Origin of the sequence: Achromobacter sp. UBA5777 (assembly GCF_002418565.1) — a bacterium.
GTDB lineage: Bacteria > Pseudomonadota > Gammaproteobacteria > Burkholderiales > Burkholderiaceae_B > Achromobacter > Achromobacter animicus.
On record NZ_DIEJ01000190.1, the window covers coordinates 1 to 17,482 of the forward strand.

Below are 17,482 nucleotides of genomic sequence, written 5' to 3' on the forward strand. Positions count from 1 at the left end.
CCCGCCGCCGGCGCGCCGGCCGCACCGGCCGCCGCGCCGGCACCGTCCGGCCGGTGAACGAATCCAGGTAGGGGGCGCATTTCGCGCCCCTTTTTTTTTGGATCGCGCTAGAATCGCGGCATGCGAGTTCTGGTAATCGAAGACGACACCACCCTGGGCCATGCGCTCCAGGAATTCCTGGCCGACCAGGGTTATGCGGTCGACTGGCTGACTGAGGGCGACCGGGTTCTGGGCGCGCTGGCGGGCCAGCCGTATGACCTCATGCTGCTCGACCTCAATCTTCCCGGCATGAGCGGCCTGGACGTGCTGCGGCAGCTGCGGCAGGACGGCAATCAGGTTCCCGTGCTCATCCTCACTGCCCGCGATGGCATCGAAGACCGCGTTGCCGGTCTGGACGCCGGGGCGGACGACTACGTCACCAAACCCTTCGAACTGCCCGAGCTGGCCGCGCGCGTGCGCGCCTTCGGCCGGCGCCGTGCCGGTCAGGCCCAGCCGCTCATCGAAGTCGGTCCGCTGGTGTTCGACACCGTCGGCCGCGAAGTCCGCGCCAACGGCCAGCGCCTGTCGCTGTCTGTGCGTGAACTTTCCGTCCTCGAAATGCTGATGGCCCGCGTGGGCCGCGTCGTGACCAAGCGCCAGATCGTCAATTCCCTGTCCGCCTGGGACGCGGATTTCAGCGAGAACGCCGTCGAAGTCTACGTGTACCGCTTGCGCAAGCGCCTGGAAGGCACGGGCGCCAGCATCCAGACGGTACGTGGCTTTGGCTACATGCTGGATGTGGAAACGGCCTGACGGGCCGGCCGCGGCCGGCGATCGCCGTCCGCGCGTTTTCATCCGCCTCATCGAGGGCTTCGCGCCATGACGCAGGAACGCACTCCCCAACCGTCTCCGGCTGCGCGCCCCCCCATGCTTCCCTCCCGATCGCTTGCACGGCATCTCGTCATCCGACTGATGCCGCCCATCCTGCTGCTCGTCCTGCTGGATCTGGCGGCAACCTGGGTCATCACCCACAAGATCGACATGTCGCTGTGGATGCTGGAAGACTTCTTCTGGCTGATGGTCGTGGGCCAGGTGGCGCTGATCGCGCTGTTTGCATGGGTGGTGATGCAGGGGGTGCGGTCCGGGTTGCGGTCGGTGAACCATCTGTCCGAAGAGATCCGGCAGCGCTCCATCGACGACATGCAGCCGCTGGAGGTTGCAGGCGTGCCGGTGGAGATCGAACCGCTGGTCACGCACACCAATGATCTGCTGCTGCGGCTGGATGCGTCGCTGGCCGCCCAGCGGCGTTTCATTGGCCATGCCGCGCATCAGTTGCGCACGCCGCTGTCGGGCCTGCGGCTGGAATCCGAACTCATGCTGGCGCGTCCCTTGCCGGATGACGTGCGGGCTCGCGCCGAGCGCATCAAGGCCGTCAGCGACCGCATGATCCGGCTGGGCCAACAGCTGCTGGTGCTGGCCCGCGCCGATCCCAATGCCCGTCCGCAGGACAGCTTTGTGCGCATCGACCTGTGCGAGTGGGTGCGGGTGCATGGCGCCGAATGGTTCCCGCGGGTGCGCGAGGCGCACTACGAGCTGGATCTGGCCGCGCCGGAAACGCCCATCTGGATCGACGCGGACCCCTTGCTGCTCGCGGAGCTGCTGGGCAACCTGATCGACAACGCGCTGCGCTATGGCAACCCCACGGGGCGCATCACGCTGATCGTCGGCGCCAACCCGCCCTCGCTGACCGTCGAGGACGACGGTCCCGGCATTCCGCCCGAAGAGCGCGACCGCGTGTTCGAGGCGTTCTACCGGTCGCCCACCGCGACGGCGGGCGGCTCCGGCCTGGGACTGGCCATCGTGCGAGAAATCGCGCACGCGCACGGCGCGTGGTGGAAGCTCACCAGCCGGCCCGATTTTTCCGGAACGCGGCTGTCCGTCGTGTTCCCCGGCCCTCGCAAGGGGGCTCAACTCACTCGCCAAGAACCCGCATCATGAGCCAAGGCACGGTCAGCGCTGCTTCTTTGCCCCCAGGTCATCCCGGCGGCGCCCACGCCCCTTCGTCGCGTGCGGCGCTGGTCCTGGGCGCGCTGGGCGTGGTGTACGGCGACATCGGCACCAGCCCGCTTTACACGCTGCGCGCCTGCCTGACCGGCCTGAGCGTGCATACCGACCTGGAGCCAGCCCATCTGCTGGGCGTGCTGTCCATCCTGTTCTGGATGCTGATGGTGGTGGTGTCCCTGAAATACGTGATGCTGGTGCTGCGCGCGGACAACCGCGGCGAGGGCGGCACGCTGGCGCTGCTGGAACTGGCGGTGCGCGCGCGCGAGGGCAAGCTGCGCTGGGTGCTGATCGTGCTGGGCATCTTCGGTGCGGCGCTGTTCTACGGCGACAGCATGATCACGCCGGCGATTTCGGTGCTGTCGGCGCTGGAAGGCATCGGCATCGTGTCGCATACGCTGGACCACTGGGTGGTGCCAATCGCCTTGGTCGTGCTGATCGCGCTGTTTGCGATTCAGTCGCATGGCACGGCCGCCATGGGCAAGCTGTTCGGCCCGGTGATGTTCGTGTGGTTCGCCACGCTGGCGGCCCTGGGCGGCTGGCAGATCTGGCAGACGCCCGAGGTCCTGGCCGCGCTGAACCCGATGTGGGGGCTGCGCTTCATCGTCGAAGCGCCCTGGGTCAGTTTCGTGCTGCTGGGTGCGGTGGTGCTGGCGCTGACCGGCGCCGAGGCCCTGTATGCCGACATGGGCCACTTTGGCCGCCCGGCGATCCGCCGGGCCTGGTTCAGCATGGTGCTGCCGGCGTTGACGCTGTGCTACTTCGGCCAAGGGGCGCTGCTGCTGCGCGATCCCACGGCGATCCGCAATCCGTTTTTCCTGATGGCGCCGGAATGGGGGCTTGCCCCGCTGGTCGCGCTGGCCACCATCGCCACCATCGTGGCGTCGCAGGCCGTGATTTCGGGCGCCTATTCGGTGACGCGCCAGGCAGTGCAGCTGGGCTTCTGGCCCCGCATGCAGATCCTGCACACGTCTGCGATCGAGAAGGGCCAGATCTATCTGCCGCAGGTCAACGCGCTGCTGCTGTGCGCGGTGCTGATCCTGGTGCTGTGGTTCCGCAATTCCGACAACCTGGCCGCGGCCTACGGCTTTGCGGTGACGGGCACGATGTTCACGACTTCGGTGCTGGCGTTTGCGGTGCTGCCGCGCGGCAGCACGGGCATCAAACGCATGATGTGGTTCCTGGTGCTGGGCCTGTTGCTGCTGCTGGACGTGCTGCTGTTTTCAGCCAACGTCTTCAAGATCCACGAAGGCGGCTGGCTGCCGCTGGTGGTGGCGATCGTGGTGTTCACGCTGATGATGACGTGGCGGCGCGGCCGTCGCCTTTTGTCCGACATGCAGCAGCGCGACCGCCAGCCGCTCAAGGAATTCATGGAGCAGCTCGAGCAGTATCCGCCGTCGCGCGTGCCGGGCACCGCCATCTTCATGACGATGAATTCGGGCAACGTGCCGCCGGCGTTGCTGCACAACCTGAAGCACAACAAGGTGCTGCACGACCATGTGCTGTTCCTGTCGATCCAGTCGGCCGACGTGCCGTATATCGCGCCCGAAGAGCGCTTCGAGGTGAACAAGCTCAGCGCATCGAGCTGGGCTGCAACGGTCACCTACGGCTTCAAGGAAGATCCGGACGTGCCGGAGGCGCTGCGCCTGATTGCCGAAGCCTATCCGGAGCTGGATCTGGAACCGATGCGCACGTCGTTCTTCCTGTCGCGCCAGACGGTCGTGGCGGCCAGGAAGCCCGCCTTGTCGCGCTGGCGGCGCGCGGTGTTTTCGTTCATGGCGCGCAATTCGACCCGCAGCACGAAGTTCTTCAAGATTCCGGCGAACCGGGTTGTGGAGATGGGGATGCAGGTCGAGCTGTAGCCGCCACGCTGCCGGCGTCGCGGCCACGCGCGCCGGACCACAATAGCCAGGCGAAAAAAAACCCTCGGTGTGAAAACCGAGGGTTTTTTTTGAGCCTTGAAGAATCACTTCTTCGAGGTCGTGTCCTTCAGTTGGGGCAGCGACGTGCCGCTGGAGGCCAGCAGGCCGGTCTTGACGTACGTGAACAGCTTTTCGCGCGTGTCGACGATGTCGAGGTTGCGCATGGTGAGCTGGCCGATGCGGTCCGCCGGCGTGAAGGGGGCATTTTCCACCTTCTCCATGGACAGACGCTCGGGCGCGTACGTGAGGTTGGGCGACACGGTGTTCAGCAGCGAGTAGTCATTGCCGCGGCGCAGTTCGATGGTGACTTCGCCGGTGACGGCGCGGGCCACCCAGCGCTGGGCGGTTTCGCGCAGCATGATGGCTTGCGGGTCGAACCAGCGGCCCTGGTACAGCAGGCGGCCCAGCTTGCGGCCGTTTTCGCGGTACTGCTCGATGGTGTCTTCGTTGTGGATGCCGGTGACCAGGCGCTCGTAGGCGATGAAGAGCAGGGCCAGGCCCGGGGCTTCGTAGATGCCGCGGCTCTTGGCTTCGATGATGCGGTTTTCGATCTGATCGCTCATGCCCAGGCCGTGACGGCCGCCGATGCGGTTGGCTTCGAGCAGCAGTTCGACGGGATCGGCATATTCGACGCCGTTCAGGGCGACGGGCTGGCCTTCTTCGAAGCGGACCGTGACTTCCTCGGCCTTGACGGCGACGTCGTCGCGCCAGAACGCCACGCCCATGATGGGCTTGACGATGCGGATGCCGGAATTCAGGTGTTCCAGGTCCTTGGCTTCGTGCGTGGCGCCGAGCAGGTTGGAGTCGGTGGAGTAGGCCTTTTCAGCCGACATCTTGTAGTCGAAACCGGCTTGGCGCATGTATTCGGACATTTCCGAGCGGCCGCCGAGCTCGTCGATGAAGCGCTGGTCGAGCCAGGGCTTGTAGATCTTGAGTTCCGGGTTGGTGAGCAGGCCGTAGCGGTAGAAACGCTCGATGTCGTTGCCCTTGAACGTGCTGCCGTCGCCCCAGATGTTGACGTTGTCTTCCTTCATGGCGGCGACCAGCATCGTGCCGGTGACGGCGCGGCCGATGGGCGTCGTGTTGAAGTACGTGATGCCGGCGGTCGAGATGTGGAACGCGCCCGATTGCAGGGCAGCGATGCCTTCGGCCACGAGCTGCGCGCGGCAGTCGATCAGGCGGGCGTTTTCGGCGCCGTAGGCCAGGGCCTTACGGGGAATCTCGTCGTAGTCGGATTCGTCGGGCTGGCCCAGGTTGGCGGTATAGGCGTAGGGGATGGCGCCGTTGTTGCGCATCCAGAGGAGCGCCGCGCTGGTGTCCAGGCCGCCGGAAAAGGCGATGCCGACTTTCTGGCCGGTGGGCAGGTTCGGGAGGATAGTGGTCATTGTTTGAGGTGAGACGCCAACAGGACTTTGACAGCAACGAGCCGCCAAACAAGAAAATAGCCCGCCATTTTAACTCTTTTGAGGGGGGCTGGCCGCCGAGGTTGCGGCGCGGGGGGCGCCCGGCGCGAACAGCTCGGCAAGCCGCAGTCCCCGGATCAGCTCGCCCGTGGCCGCGGCCAGCCGGGTGGCCGGGCGATGGCGGGCGCTGGCCAGCACCAGATTGNNGATGGCGCACAGGGATAGTTCATGCTCGGCGGCCGGCCCGCGGGCCGCCGAACGCGGCAGGATGGCATAGGCGTCGCCCTGCGCCGCCAGTTCGACGATGGTCTGCACGGCGTCGACCTCGGCCGCGACCTTGAGCCGAACGCCTTGCGCACGGCAGACGCTTTCGACGAGGGTGCGGATGGCGTTGGGCAGGCTGGGCAGCACCAGCGGATAGTCGCCCAGCCGCGCGACCGGCACGCGGGCGGGCAGGGGCGGCTGATGGCCTGCCGCTGCGGCCAGGACCAGGTCTTCCCGGAACAGGGATTCGTAGGCAAGCTGCGGCGACGGGGCGGGGTCGTAGAGCAGGGCCAGGTCCACCCGGCCGGCGAGCAGCCATTCGCGGACCTGCGCGCTCAGGCCTTCGGCCACTGCGATGGAAGCATCGGGAAAATTCTGGCGGAATGCCTGCACCAGCGGCGGCGTGAGCACGCGCGCTATGCGCGGGGGCAGGCCGATCATGACCTTGCCGGTGGGCGTTTCGCGCAGCGTCTGCAGATCCTCCTTGGCGCGCTCGGCCAACGCCAGCAGGGCGCGGGCGTGTTCCAGGAATCTCAGGCCCGCTTCCGTGGGCTCAGCCCCGCGCCCATTGCGGTAGAGCAGATGCTGGCCCAGTTCCAGTTCCAGCAGCCGCACCTGGCGGCTGAGCGTGGGCTGCGCGACGTCCAGCATTTCGGCGGCGCGCGAGAAGCTGCGGCGCTCGGCCACGCGCACGAAGTATTCGATCTGCTTGAGATCCATCGGGATATTAGGTTTTTCGATATCAGAAATATACGGTATAGCATTGTTCGCCCTCCGGCATTCCGCGACCATGGCGCTTTCCATGCAGGAAGTCCCCGTGCCCGATTGCCGTCCGCCGCTTGCCTCGCCCTCCCGTCCCCGCCACGCGCTGCCGCCCGGCGCGTGCGATGCGCATTGCCACGTCTTCGGACCCGGCGATGTGTTTCCGTATGCAGAAGGCCGGTCATACACGCCGCCGGACGCGTCTTTCGCCAGCATGGCGGCGCTGCATGCCCATCTGGGCATCGAGCGCGCCGTGGTGGTGCAGGCCAACTGCCACGGATCCGACCACCGCGCGTTGCTGGATGCGCTGGCGCGCAGCAAGGGGCGATATCGCGGTGTGGCGCTGCTGGGCGCGGACGCCACTGCTGCCAGCGTCAAGGCGCTGCACGAAGGCGGCGTGCGGGCCGCGCGGTTCAACTTCGTGCCGCATCTGGGCGGCGCGCCCGATCCGGCGGTGTTCGACCACGTGGTCAAGCTGATCGCCCCGCTGGGATGGCACCTGTGCCTGCACGTGGACGGCGCGATGCTGCCCGAACTGCTGCCGCGCCTGCTGACGCTCCCGGTGCCGTTCGTGGTGGACCACATGGGCAGGCTGAAGGCGGCCGATGGGCTGGATTCACCCGCGATGCGCGCATTGCTCAGCCTGGCGGACGTAGGCCAGGCGTGGGTCAAGGTGTCCGGCATCGACCGGATTGCTGCTGGCCGCCGCCCCTTTGCGGAAGGCATTCCCTTCGTGCGCGCGCTGGTGGAGGCCTTGCCGGACCGCACCTTGTGGGGCACGGACTGGCCGCATCCGAATGTGGCTGGTGATATGCCGGACGACGGTGAACTGGTCGACACGTTTTTCGAAGCGTGCCCGGACGCCGGACTGCGCCAGCGCGTGCTGGTGGACAACCCGGCGCGGCTTTACGGATTTCAGTAGCACAGAGAAAGCGGAACGAGGGCCAGGAAGCCCCCGCCGCAAGCACATCCCCATCAACGAGGAGACACCATGTTCAAGAAAATCATCTCGGCCGCCGTGCTGAGCCTGGCCGCCGCTGGCGCGGCCCACGCCGACGGTCCCGTGCGCCTGATCATCGCGTTCCCGCCGGGCGGCCCCGTGGATCTGGTGGGCCGCGTGCTGGCCGAGCAGCTGGGCAAGGAGCTCAAGCAGAACGTCATCGTCGAAAACAAGGCAGGCGCCAACGGCAACATCGCGGCCGCCTATGTGGCCAAGGCGCCGGCCGACGGCTCGGTGCTGTTCCTGACCAGCGTGGGCGCGGTGGCAATCAGCCCGGCGCTGTACAAGGACCTGCCGTATGACCCCGCGCGCGATTTCGCGCCGGTCTCGCGCGTGGTGAACAACGCCACGGTGTTCGTGGTGAACCCCTCCAATCCGGCGACGGATGCCGCCGACTTCGTGAAGAAGTCGCAGGCCGCGTCGCAGTCCGTGGCCATCGGCTCGTCGGGCATCGGCAGCATTCCGCACCTGACGCTGGAAATGTTTGCCGATTCCAGCAAGGCCAAGGTGCTGCACGTGCCTTACAAGGGTGCGGCCCCCGTCATCAACGACGTGATGGGCAATCAGGTGTCCGGTTTCTTCGGCGACGTGCCCGGCCTGATCGGCCACATCCAGGGCGGCAAGCTAAAGCCTCTCGGCCTGGCCGCGCCGACGCGCCACCCGCTGCTGCCCGACGTGAAGACGATGGCCGAGCTGGGCATCCCGGGCGTTGAGTCCAACAACTGGTATGGCCTGGTTGCGCCCGTGGGCACGCCCGCCGCCACGGTCGACAAGCTGAACCAGGCCGTGCGCGCCGCGCTGGCCAACGAGGCTGTCCGCGCCCGTCTGGAAAAGTTTGGCGCCGAGGCCGCGCCCAGCACGCCGCAGGAACTGGGCGCGCTGATTGCCGCCGACCGCGAGAAGTGGACCGCGCTGATCCAGCGCAAGAACATCCGTCCGGAGTAAGCATGAGCGCACGCCGAATCGAACCTGTGGTGCCGGGCACCCGCCCGGAACTGGCCGTGCTGGAGGCGCGCATCGCCGCCGCGCGCGGCCGCATTTCGCCGTTGTATCAGGTGCTGCTGAACAGCCCAGCGGTGGTCGAGGGCTGGGAAGCCATGCTGACCGCGATCCGGCAGAAGACATCGCTGGCGCCGCGCTTGCGCGAGCTGATCATCCTGCGCGTGGCGACGCTGAACAATGCGCCGTACGAGTTCGAGGCGCATGTGCCGCACGCGCTGGCGGGCGGCATGCCGCAGGCCGTCATCGACGTGCTGCGTGGCAACCCCGCGCCGGATCAGGTGCAGGGCCTGGAACCGGGAGAGGCCGAGGTGCTGGCGCTGACGGATGCGATGACCCGCGACATCGAGGTGCCGGATGCGGTGTTCGCGCCGCTGCGCGAACGCTACGATGATGCGCAACTGGTGGAACTGACCGCAACGGTCGGGGCGTACAACATGGTGTCGCGCTTCCTGGTCGCCTTGCACGTCGGACATTGAAGGAGAACGCTGTGCAGGAAACGATGTTGCTGGTGGCGCTGGGTGAACGGTTTGACGAGGCGCGCGCCCGGGATCTGGCCGAGCGCCTTGCGAATGGGCTGGCGGATGTAAAGATCAGCGCCTTTGCCGCGCTGGAAGCCGAGGACACCTACGTAACCGTGCGCGGCGCCCGTGCTTTGCCGGAGATCCAGGCCCGTCTTAACGAACTGGCACCCGGCGCGCACGCGCGGGTGCTGCACCTGATGCTGGACCTGCCCGGCGCGTCGGCGGGGCAGGAGGCGCCGTGGCATTACATCGTGGAAACCGACGTGCTGCCCGAGGCCGAGGCCGACCTGAACGCCTGGTACGACCAGGAGCATCTGCCGGGGCTGGCGTCGGTGCCCGGCACGGTGCGCGCGCAGCGCTGGGAATGCCGCGACGAATCGCCGCGCTACCTGGCCTGCTACGACCTGCACACGCAGGAAACCTTTGGCAGTCCGCCATGGCTGGCGGTGCGCGCGACTGACTGGAGCAGCCGCGTGCGGCCGTCGTTCCGCAACACGCGGCGCACGATGTTCAGGAAGATCCTGTAGCACCAAGCGGCTTAGAAAGCAGAAGGGCCCGGGCATCGCAGGATGCCCGGGCCCTTCTCATGCGTGCAGGACAGGTTTAGTCGACCTGACCCAGCAGCAGGAATTCCATCAGCGCCTTCTGCACGTGCAGGCGATTTTCGGCTTCGTCCCAGACCACGCTCTGCGGTCCGTCGATGACTTCGCCGGTGACTTCCTCGCCGCGGTGGGCGGGCAGGCAGTGCATGAAGACGGCCTGCGGGTCGGCCGCGGCCATCATTTCAGCGTCCACGCACCAGTCGGCGAATGCCGCGCGGCGCTCTTCGTTTTCGGCCTCGTAGCCCATGCTGGTCCACACGTCGGTGGTGACCAGGTGCGCGCCCTTGCAGGCTTCCATGGGGTCCTTGAACTGGCGCAGCACCTTGTCGGACGGCGTGCCGATGCGCGAGGCTTCGAGCTCGTAGCCGGCCGGCGTGGACACATGCAGCGTGAAGCCCAGCATTTCGGCCGCGTGCAGCCACGTGTAGGCCATGTTGTTGGCGTCGCCCACCCAGGCGACCGTCTTGCCGGCGATGGGGCCGCGGTGCTCGATGTAGGTGAAGATGTCCGCCAGGATCTGGCAGGGGTGGAATTCGTTGGTCAGGCCGTTGATCACGGGCACGCGCGAATGCGACGCGAAGCGCTCGATGCGGGTCTGCTCGAACGTGCGGATCATGACGATGTCGACCATGCGCGAGATCACGCGCGCGGTGTCCTCGATGGGCTCGGAGCGGCCGAGCTGCGAGTCGTTGGACGTCAGGTTGATGACCGAGCCGCCCATCTGGTACATGCCGGCCTCGAACGACACGCGGGTGCGTGTGCTGGCCTTTTCGAACACCATTGCCAGCGTGCGGTCGTGCAGCGGCATGTGGGGCTCATAGCGTTTGAACTTTTCCTTGATCAGGCGCGCGCGGTCCAGCACGTAGGCGATCTCGGCGGACGAGAAGTCCTTGAACTGCAGAAAGTGCCGCAGCGGGCCGTTTTGAGTCGTGGGAGGAGTCATGTTGATGTCGCAGGTCATTGGGCCCCGCCAGGCTCGTGGCCCGGCAGGGACGTTGATTATGGTTTTTCGGCCAGGAACTGTTGGATGAGCGGCACCAGCAGGGCGACGATCTGGTCGGCCTCCTGGCGCGTCAGGATCAGCGGCGGCAGCATGCGGATGACGCGGTCGCGCGTGACGTTGATGAGCAGGCCTGCTTCCATGGCGCGCAGCGCAAGGACGCCGCAGGGGCGGGCCAGCTCGATGCCCAGCATGAGGCCGCGGCCGCGGATGTCGGTCACGCCGGGCGTGCCGGCCAGCGCGCTGGCCAGGCGGTCTTTCAGGTATTCGCCCACGTCATGGGCGTTTTCAAGCACGTTTTCGGATTCCAGCGCGTCGAGCACCGCGAGGCCCGCCGCGCACACCAGCGGCCCGCCGCCGAACGTGGTGCCATGGCTGCCCGGCGTGAAGACGCCTGCGGCCGGACCCGCGGCGAGCATCGCGCCGATGGGCACGCCGCCCGCCAGACCCTTGGCAAGGGTCATGACGTCCGGGCGGATGTCGGCCCACTGATGCGCGAACCATTTGCCGGTGCGGCCGATGCCGGACTGGACTTCGTCGATCAACAGCAGCCAGCCGCGCTCGGTGCACAGTTGGCGCAAGGCTTGCAGGTAGGCGATGTCGGACGGGCGGATGCCGCCTTCGCCTTGCAGGACTTCCAGCAGCACGGCGGTGGTGCGCGGTTCGGCGTCGCCGGCGTCGCGTACCGCTTCCAGGTTGTTGTACGGCACCTGGATGAATCCGCTGGGCAGGGGCTCGAAGCCTTTGCGCGCCTTGTCGCTGCCGGTGGCCGCCAGCGTGGCCAGCGTGCGGCCATGCCAGGATGAATCCATGGTGATGATGTGGGCGTGCTTGTTGCCGCGCTGGTAGGCGTAGTAGCGGGCGAGCTTGATGGCCGCTTCGTTGGCTTCGGAGCCGCTGTTGTTGAACGCGACTTCCTGCATGCCGGACAGCGCCGTCAGCCTGGCGGCAAGCTCGGTCTGCTGCGGGATGTCGTAGATGTTGGAGGTATGGATGACGCGGGCCGCCTGCTCAGCGATGGCGGCGACCAGCTTCGGATGGGCATGGCCCAGGCAGGAGACGCCGATGCCGGCCAGGGCATCCAGGTACTTGCGGCCGCCTGCGTCCCACAGCCAGACACCCTGGCCGTGCGTGAACGATACCGGCAGCCGGGCATAGATATTGGCCAGAGGCGAGCTCATCGCGGATCCTCCTGGGGGAATGGCATCGACAGCATGCCCGCTTGCTAGGGCGAATCAGGGGCGAATCGCGGTTCGAAAGAGGGCAAAGGATCAATCATATACAATTCGCGGCGCGGCACGCATGTTTGATCACGCCGAAGATCCGGCTTTCGTGAAAGGCGTCCCGCAGTGAAGAACACATGGCAACTCGCGTCAGACAATTCGTAATTCATGGCGTTACCGAAAGCGGTAGCCGCTTCCGCCCCAGCGATTGGGCAGAACGGCTCGCCGGCGTAATGGCACAGTTCCGGCCCGCCGGGTGTGCTGGTAACCACCTCACTTATTCGCCTTATGTGCTGCCCGTCGTGATCGATGGCGTGCGCGGGATCGTCGTCGACCTGCGCCTGCGCGACCTGGAGCCGCTGGCCTACAAGTTTGTGGTCGATTTCGCCCGCGACAACAACCTCAAGACGGAAGAACGCGAAATCTAGGCCCCCAGAACGAAAAAGCGCCCCAACCGGGCGCTTTTCTCATTCTGCGACCCTGCACGCCGGTCAGGCGTGCCGGGCGATACCCGCCGCTCGGACGATTGCCCGCGCGGCGGCTACGCACATCACTTCGCGTACACCAGGTCACGCAGCCCCAGCGACAGCCCGGGCCAGTAGGTAATGACCAGCAGGCACAGGATCACGACACCGACGAAGGGCACCAGCGGCTTGACGATACGCTCAAGCGGCAGTTTAGCCACCGCGCACGCGGCAAACAGGTTGACGCCAAACGGCGGCGTGATCATGCCCAGCGCCAGGTTGACCACCATGATGATGCCGAAGTGCACCGGGTCCACGCCGAACTGCAGCGCCACCGGCAGCAGCAAGGGGGCCAGCACGACGATCGACGCCGAGGTCTCGATGAACATGCCGATCACGAACAGCGCAGCGTTCACGCCCATCAGGAAGCCGAACTTGGTATCGAAGATCTGGGCGAGCCACGTGCCCAGCGCGTCCGGAATGCCGGCGCGGTTGAGCAGGAAGCTGAAGATGCCCGCGTTGGCGATCACGAACATGATGACTGCGGTCGACACCACCGACTTGTGCAGCGTGTCCGACAACTGACGGAAGGTCAGGCGGCGGTAGATGAACTTGCCCACGAAGACGGCGTACATCACGGCCACGACCGACGCTTCGGTCGGTGTGAAGACGCCGCCGTAGATGCCGCCCAGGATGATGACGGGCATCAGCAGCGCCAGCCAGGCACGCTTGAACGCCGGCCACAGCGGCAGCCGGCCCTCGCCGTCACGCTTGCCCAGGTTGTTGCGCTTGGCATAGATCCAGACATAGAACATCAGCGCGACGCCGATCAGGATGCCCGGCATGACGCCGGCGATGAAGAGTTCGCCGGTGGACGTGTCGGTGGACACGGCAAACAGGATCATGGGGATGGACGGGGGGATGATGACCCCGAGTTCCGCCGCGCTGGCCTGCAACGACGCCGCAAAGGGGGCCGGATAGCCGTGCCGGATCATGGCGGGAATCAGGATGGCGCCCACCGCGAAGGTCGTGGCCACGCTGGAGCCCGCGACCGCCGCGAAGATCATGCAGGTCAGCACGCAGGTGCAGGCCAGGCCGCCCTGGATGCCGCCGACCACGCTCTTGGCGAATTCCACCATGCGTTCGGAGATGCCGCCGGCTTCCATCAGGTTGCCGGCCAGGATGAAGAAGGGGATGGCCACGAGCGGGTACTTGTCCAGCGCGGCAAACAACTGCTGCGCGACGACCAGCCAGGGCAGGCCCGAGGCGCCGACTCCCGCCAGGCTGGCCAGGCCGATCGACACGGCGACCGGCACGGACAGCCCGAAGAAAATCAGCATCGAGACAATCATTAATTGGGACATGGCGATTTCTGCTGCTCAGGTTCGATAGGGGGCGGCTCAGCCTTGCGCGTCGTTGCGCACGGGCACGTCGTCTTCTTCGCCGGCGCACCAGCGGGCCAGCACGGCGATGGCCGCCAGCGTGGCGCCCACGGGGATGGCCAGATAAATCCAGGAAATCGAGATGTCCAGGCTCGGCACGTTCTGGAAACGCACGCGATAGGTCATGTTGCCGCCGATCCAGGCCAGAAAGCCGAGAAAGCCGGCGCAGGTCAGGCCGATGATGGCCTCGAGGACGCGGCGGCGCGTGCCGCCCAGCAGGTTGCGCAGCAGCTCGACGCTGATCATGGCGCCGTGGCGAAAGGCCAGGGCCACGCCCAGCAGCACGGTCCAGATCAGGAGGGCGCGGGTAAGGACTTCGCTCCAGTCGGCGGGCGAGTGCAGCACGAACCGGGCGATGACCTGGTAGAACGCGGCGGCCGCGGCGGCCACCAGCAAAAGTTGGGCGAGGGCCGAGACCAGCTTGAACAGGCCGCGGTCGAAGGCGCAGAGCAAACGCATGGTGAATTCCGTTGGCGATGGACGCGGAAAAGTGGGGCGGGCGCGCGGCGCAGGCCGGTCCCGCCGCCAGGCAAACGGCCCCGCGATGGGGGCCGTGCCGGCTTACTTGGTGTCGCGGATCGAGTCGATCAGCTTCTTGTCGAACTTCTTGTAGTACTCGGGGTAGGCGGGTTCCACAGCGGCGGCAAAGGCGGCGCGGTCCACTTCGGACACCTGCATGCCTTCCTTCTTGAGCTGCTCGACGCCCGTCTTTTCAATGTTGTCGACATAGGCGCGCATGGCCTGGGCCGATTCTTTGCCGGCCTTGTCGAAGTTGGCCTTGTCGGCGGCCGACAGGCCTTCATAGACGTTGGCGGACATCAGCACCAGGGCCGGTCCGTACACGTGCCCTGTCAGCGACAGATACTTCTGCATCTGCGACAGCTTGGCCGACGTGATCACGGACAGCGGATTTTCCTGGCCATCGATGGTGCCCTGCTGCAGCGCGGTGGCCACTTCGGGCCAGGCCATCGGCGTGGGCAGGATGCCGATCTGGCGGAAGGCCGTGATGTGGATCGGGTTTTCGGTGGTGCGGATCTTCAGGCCCTTGGCGTCCGCCGGGGTCTTGACCGGGCGCACGTTGTTGGTCAGGTGGCGGAAACCCTGTTCGCCCCACGCCAGCGCCACGATGCCGCGGCTGGGGAATTTGGCCAGCATGTCCTGGCCGATTTTGCTGTCGAGCACGGCGCGGGCGTGCGGCAGGTCGCGCAGCAGGAACGGAATATCAAAAACGCCGGTCTCGGGAACAAAATTCAGGGTTGCACCGGTCGAAACGATCGCCAGGTCGATGGTGCCGATCTGCAGGCCTTCGATCACTTCGCGTTCGCCGCCCAGCGCGCTGTTGGCAAACTGCTGGACCTTGAACTTGCCGTTGGTGGAACCCTCGATGGATTTGGCCATCGCGTCGGCGCCGGCGCCGTAGTGCGACGACGTCGACAGGGCGTAGGCCATCTTCAGGGTGGTCTGCGCTGCCGCGGGCAGCGAGGTGGCGGCCGCGCAGGCGGCCAGAATCGTGGCCGCAAGCCAGGTTTTACGCATTGTCTTCTCCGGAATTGGTTATCTTTATGGGCGGCTTTGCCTCCCGCCCCGGGATGATATCGGGATTCGGACGCCCTACAGGCGCTTAGTTAACATGGACGAATGATGGATTTCCCTGATATGTCACAGGCCAGGCGCCCTGGTTTCTGGTCAACCTTGCGCCTGGGCGCCCGGATGATGATGCGCGATGCGCGCGCCGGCGAGCTCCGTTTGCTGGTCCTCGCGCTGGTCGTGGCGGTGGCCGCCGTCACCAGCGTGGGCTTCCTGGCCGACCGCGTCGGCCGCGCGCTGGAGCGCGACGCCGGCCAGATGCTGGGCGCCGATCTGGTGCTGGACGCCGACGAACCCGTGCCCGCCGCCTTCAAGGATCAGGCGCGCGAGCGCGGGTTGACCGTTTCCGGCACGTGGCAGTTTCCTTCCATGGTGGGCGCCGGGGACGGTGCGCAACTGGCGGCGCTGAAAGCGGTGGAGCCGGGCTATCCGCTGCGCGGAGCCTTGCGGGTGGCCGATGCGCCGTTCGCGCCCGACGCGCCCACGCGCGACGTCCCGCCCGAGGGCGCGGTGTGGGTCGACGCGCAGTTGCTGGCGCTCTTGAACCTGAAGGTGGGCGATACGCTGAACGTGGGCGACGCCCACATGCGCATCGACCGCGTCATCACCTATGAGCCGGACAAGGGCATGCAGTTCGTCAACGTCGCGCCGCGCGTACTGCTGCGCGCCAGCGATCTGCCGGCCACGGGCCTCATCGCGCCGGGCAGCCGCATCGGCTATGCCATGCTGGTCGCCGGCCAGCCCGACGCCGTGGCCGGATATACCACTTGGCTGAACCAGAATCTGAAGCGCGGCCAGAAGATCGCCACGCTGGAATCGGGCCGCCCGGAAGTGCGCCGCACGCTGGACCGCGCGCAGCGTTTTCTCTCGCTGGTCGCGCTGCTGGCCGTGCTGATCTCGGCCGTGGCCGTGGCGCTGGCGGCGGGGCGTTACATGACGCGCCACCGCGATGGCATCGCGGTCATGCGCTGCCTGGGCGCCGTGCAATCGCAGGTCGCCCGCATGCTCACGCTGGAATTCACGCTGGTCGGGCTATTTTCGTCTGCCGCCGGCTGCCTGTTGGGGTTTGGCGTGCATCAGGTGCTGGTCATGCTGCTGGGTTCGCTGATCGACACGACCTTGCCGGCCCCGTCGGCCATTCCGGCGTTGCAGGGCCTTCTGACCGGATTGCTGCTGCTTCTGGGCTTCGCGCTGCCGGCGCTGGCGCAGCTGCGCCACGTGCCGCCCGCCCGCGTCCTGCGGCGCGATGCGGATACGATCAGCGCGCGCAGCGCGTTCGGTTATGTGCTGGGTGCAGCCGGGTTTGCGCTCCTGATCTGGTGGTTCGCTGGCGATGCCAAGCTGGGCGGCGTGGTGGCCGGGGGCTTTCTGGGCGCCTTCGGCGTGTTCGCGCTGGCCGCCTGGCTGTGCATCCTGGGCCTGGCGCGCGTGCGCCGGCTGGCTGCGGGCCTGCCCGCGCTGCGTTTTGCGCTGGCGGGCGTGGTGCGCCGCCGGGCGGCCACGATCACCCAGGTCTGCGCGCTGGCGGTCGGCCTGATGGCGCTGCTGCTCCTGACCATGACACGCACCGATCTGATCCAGGGCTGGCAGCGCACGATGCCGCCGGACGCGCCCAACCGCTTTCTGATCAACGTGCAGCCGGACCAGCGCCAGGCCGTGACCGACGCGTTGACGCGCGAAGGCCTGGGCCGCATCACGCTGTCGCCGATGGTCCGGGGGCGGCTGATCGCCGTCAACGGCAAGCCGGTCGGGCCGGACGATTATGAGGAGCCGCGCGCCAAGCGCCTGGTGGACCGCGAGTTCAACCTGTCCTATGGCGACGAGATGCCGTCGTCCAACCGCATCGAGCAGGGCCGCTGGCTGACGCCCGGCTCGGCCGAGGTGTCCCTGGAGGCCGGTCTGGCGCAGTCGTTGCGCATCGGGCTGGGCGACAAGATGACGTTCGACGTGGCCGGCCAGCAGGTCGAGGTGGCGGTGTCGAGCATCCGCCGCGTGGATTGGGATACGATGCGCGTCAATTTTTTCGCCATCCTGACCCCCGCCGCACTGGCCGACATGCCCCAGAGCTGGATCACGTCCTTCTACCTGCCGCCCGAAAAGGCGGCGGTGCTGCCCGCCCTGGTGCGGGAGTTTCCGAACCTGACGGTGTTCGACGTGGGCGCCATCCTGCAGCAGTTGCAGTCCGTGCTGAATGAAGTGGGCCGCGCCGTGCAGCTGCTGTTCCTGTTCACCCTGGCCGCCGGCGTGCTG

General features: G+C 66.8%; 16 protein-coding genes. 9 read left to right on the forward strand and 7 right to left on the reverse strand.

The window, feature by feature from the left end; genetic code table 11:
• Positions 1-120 precede the first annotated feature (120 nt).
• The 3 genes from B3446_RS14985 to B3446_RS14995 all read left to right on the forward strand — a co-directional run bounded on the left by B3446_RS14985 (position 121) and on the right by B3446_RS14995 (position 3,902).
• Positions 121-792, forward strand: coding sequence for a response regulator transcription factor (locus B3446_RS14985; protein WP_006218435.1), 672 nt, complete (start codon positions 121-123; stop codon positions 790-792).
• 114 nt (positions 793-906) lie between these two features.
• Positions 907-1,977, forward strand: coding sequence for a sensor histidine kinase (locus B3446_RS14990; RefSeq protein ID WP_063952906.1), 1,071 nt, complete (start codon positions 907-909; stop codon positions 1,975-1,977).
• A complete protein-coding gene (locus B3446_RS14995; protein ID WP_191576531.1) occupies positions 1,974-3,902 on the forward strand; it encodes a potassium transporter Kup in 1,929 nt (642 codons plus the stop codon). The genes B3446_RS14990 and B3446_RS14995 overlap by 4 nt, the downstream gene beginning before the upstream one ends.
• Before the next feature lie 104 nt (positions 3,903-4,006).
• Here B3446_RS14995 and argG read toward each other — a convergent pair whose 3' ends face one another.
• Positions 4,007-5,347, reverse strand: a complete 1,341-nt coding sequence (argG, locus tag B3446_RS15000) for an argininosuccinate synthase (protein ID WP_175125769.1) — start codon at positions 5,345-5,347, stop codon at positions 4,007-4,009.
• Positions 5,348-5,416: 69 nt separating this feature from the next.
• Entirely contained in the window at positions 5,417-6,349 is a 933-nt protein-coding gene (locus B3446_RS15005) for a LysR family transcriptional regulator (protein ID WP_291382995.1), read from the reverse strand.
• A 97-nt stretch (positions 6,350-6,446) separates the two neighbouring features.
• Here B3446_RS15005 and B3446_RS15010 point away from each other — a divergent pair, with 97 nt between their 5' ends.
• The 4 genes from B3446_RS15010 to B3446_RS15025 all read left to right on the forward strand — a co-directional run bounded on the left by B3446_RS15010 (position 6,447) and on the right by B3446_RS15025 (position 9,441).
• Positions 6,447-7,313 carry an amidohydrolase family protein gene (locus tag B3446_RS15010; RefSeq protein ID WP_291383011.1) on the forward strand — a complete coding sequence of 289 codons (867 nt, stop codon included), beginning with the start codon at positions 6,447-6,449 and terminating at the stop codon, positions 7,311-7,313.
• A 69-nt stretch (positions 7,314-7,382) separates the two neighbouring features.
• Positions 7,383-8,336 (forward strand): Bug family tripartite tricarboxylate transporter substrate binding protein, encoded by a 954-nt coding sequence (locus B3446_RS15015; protein WP_291382997.1) that lies wholly within the window; start codon positions 7,383-7,385, stop codon positions 8,334-8,336.
• Positions 8,337-8,338: 2 nt separating this feature from the next.
• Positions 8,339-8,869: a carboxymuconolactone decarboxylase family protein gene (locus B3446_RS15020; RefSeq protein WP_191576528.1), complete on the forward strand. Its 531-nt coding sequence runs from the start codon at positions 8,339-8,341 to the stop codon at positions 8,867-8,869.
• A gap of 11 nt (positions 8,870-8,880) precedes the next feature.
• Positions 8,881-9,441: a DUF4286 family protein gene (locus B3446_RS15025; protein ID WP_291382999.1), complete on the forward strand. Its 561-nt coding sequence runs from the start codon at positions 8,881-8,883 to the stop codon at positions 9,439-9,441.
• A 76-nt stretch (positions 9,442-9,517) separates the two neighbouring features.
• On the opposite strand, the gene argF is transcribed toward B3446_RS15025, so the two are convergent.
• On the reverse strand, positions 9,518-10,459 hold the full coding sequence (argF, locus tag B3446_RS15030) for an ornithine carbamoyltransferase (RefSeq protein WP_175138749.1): 942 nt from the start codon (positions 10,457-10,459) through the stop codon (positions 9,518-9,520).
• Between the two features lie 56 nt (positions 10,460-10,515).
• Positions 10,516-11,697, reverse strand: a complete 1,182-nt coding sequence (locus B3446_RS15035) for an aspartate aminotransferase family protein (protein WP_291383002.1) — start codon at positions 11,695-11,697, stop codon at positions 10,516-10,518.
• Between the two features lie 179 nt (positions 11,698-11,876).
• Between B3446_RS15035 and B3446_RS15040 the strand changes: the two genes are divergently transcribed.
• Positions 11,877-12,167 (forward strand): DUF3579 domain-containing protein, encoded by a 291-nt coding sequence (locus B3446_RS15040; protein ID WP_013392635.1) that lies wholly within the window; start codon positions 11,877-11,879, stop codon positions 12,165-12,167.
• Between the two features lie 122 nt (positions 12,168-12,289).
• Here the strand turns inward: B3446_RS15040 and B3446_RS15045 are convergent, their stop codons facing one another.
• From B3446_RS15045 to B3446_RS15055, 3 genes are all read right to left on the reverse strand, one after another.
• Positions 12,290-13,567: a TRAP transporter large permease gene (locus tag B3446_RS15045; RefSeq protein ID WP_291383005.1), complete on the reverse strand. Its 1,278-nt coding sequence runs from the start codon at positions 13,565-13,567 to the stop codon at positions 12,290-12,292.
• 36 nt (positions 13,568-13,603) lie between these two features.
• Positions 13,604-14,104 (reverse strand): TRAP transporter small permease, encoded by a 501-nt coding sequence (locus B3446_RS15050; RefSeq protein ID WP_191576525.1) that lies wholly within the window; start codon positions 14,102-14,104, stop codon positions 13,604-13,606.
• A gap of 102 nt (positions 14,105-14,206) precedes the next feature.
• Positions 14,207-15,181 (reverse strand): TRAP transporter substrate-binding protein, encoded by a 975-nt coding sequence (locus B3446_RS15055; protein ID WP_239212086.1) that lies wholly within the window; start codon positions 15,179-15,181, stop codon positions 14,207-14,209.
• Between the two features lie 102 nt (positions 15,182-15,283).
• Here B3446_RS15055 and B3446_RS15060 point away from each other — a divergent pair.
• A partial coding sequence (locus B3446_RS15060) for an ABC transporter permease (protein WP_291383009.1) occupies positions 15,284-17,482 on the forward strand: 2,199 nt, incomplete at its 3' end.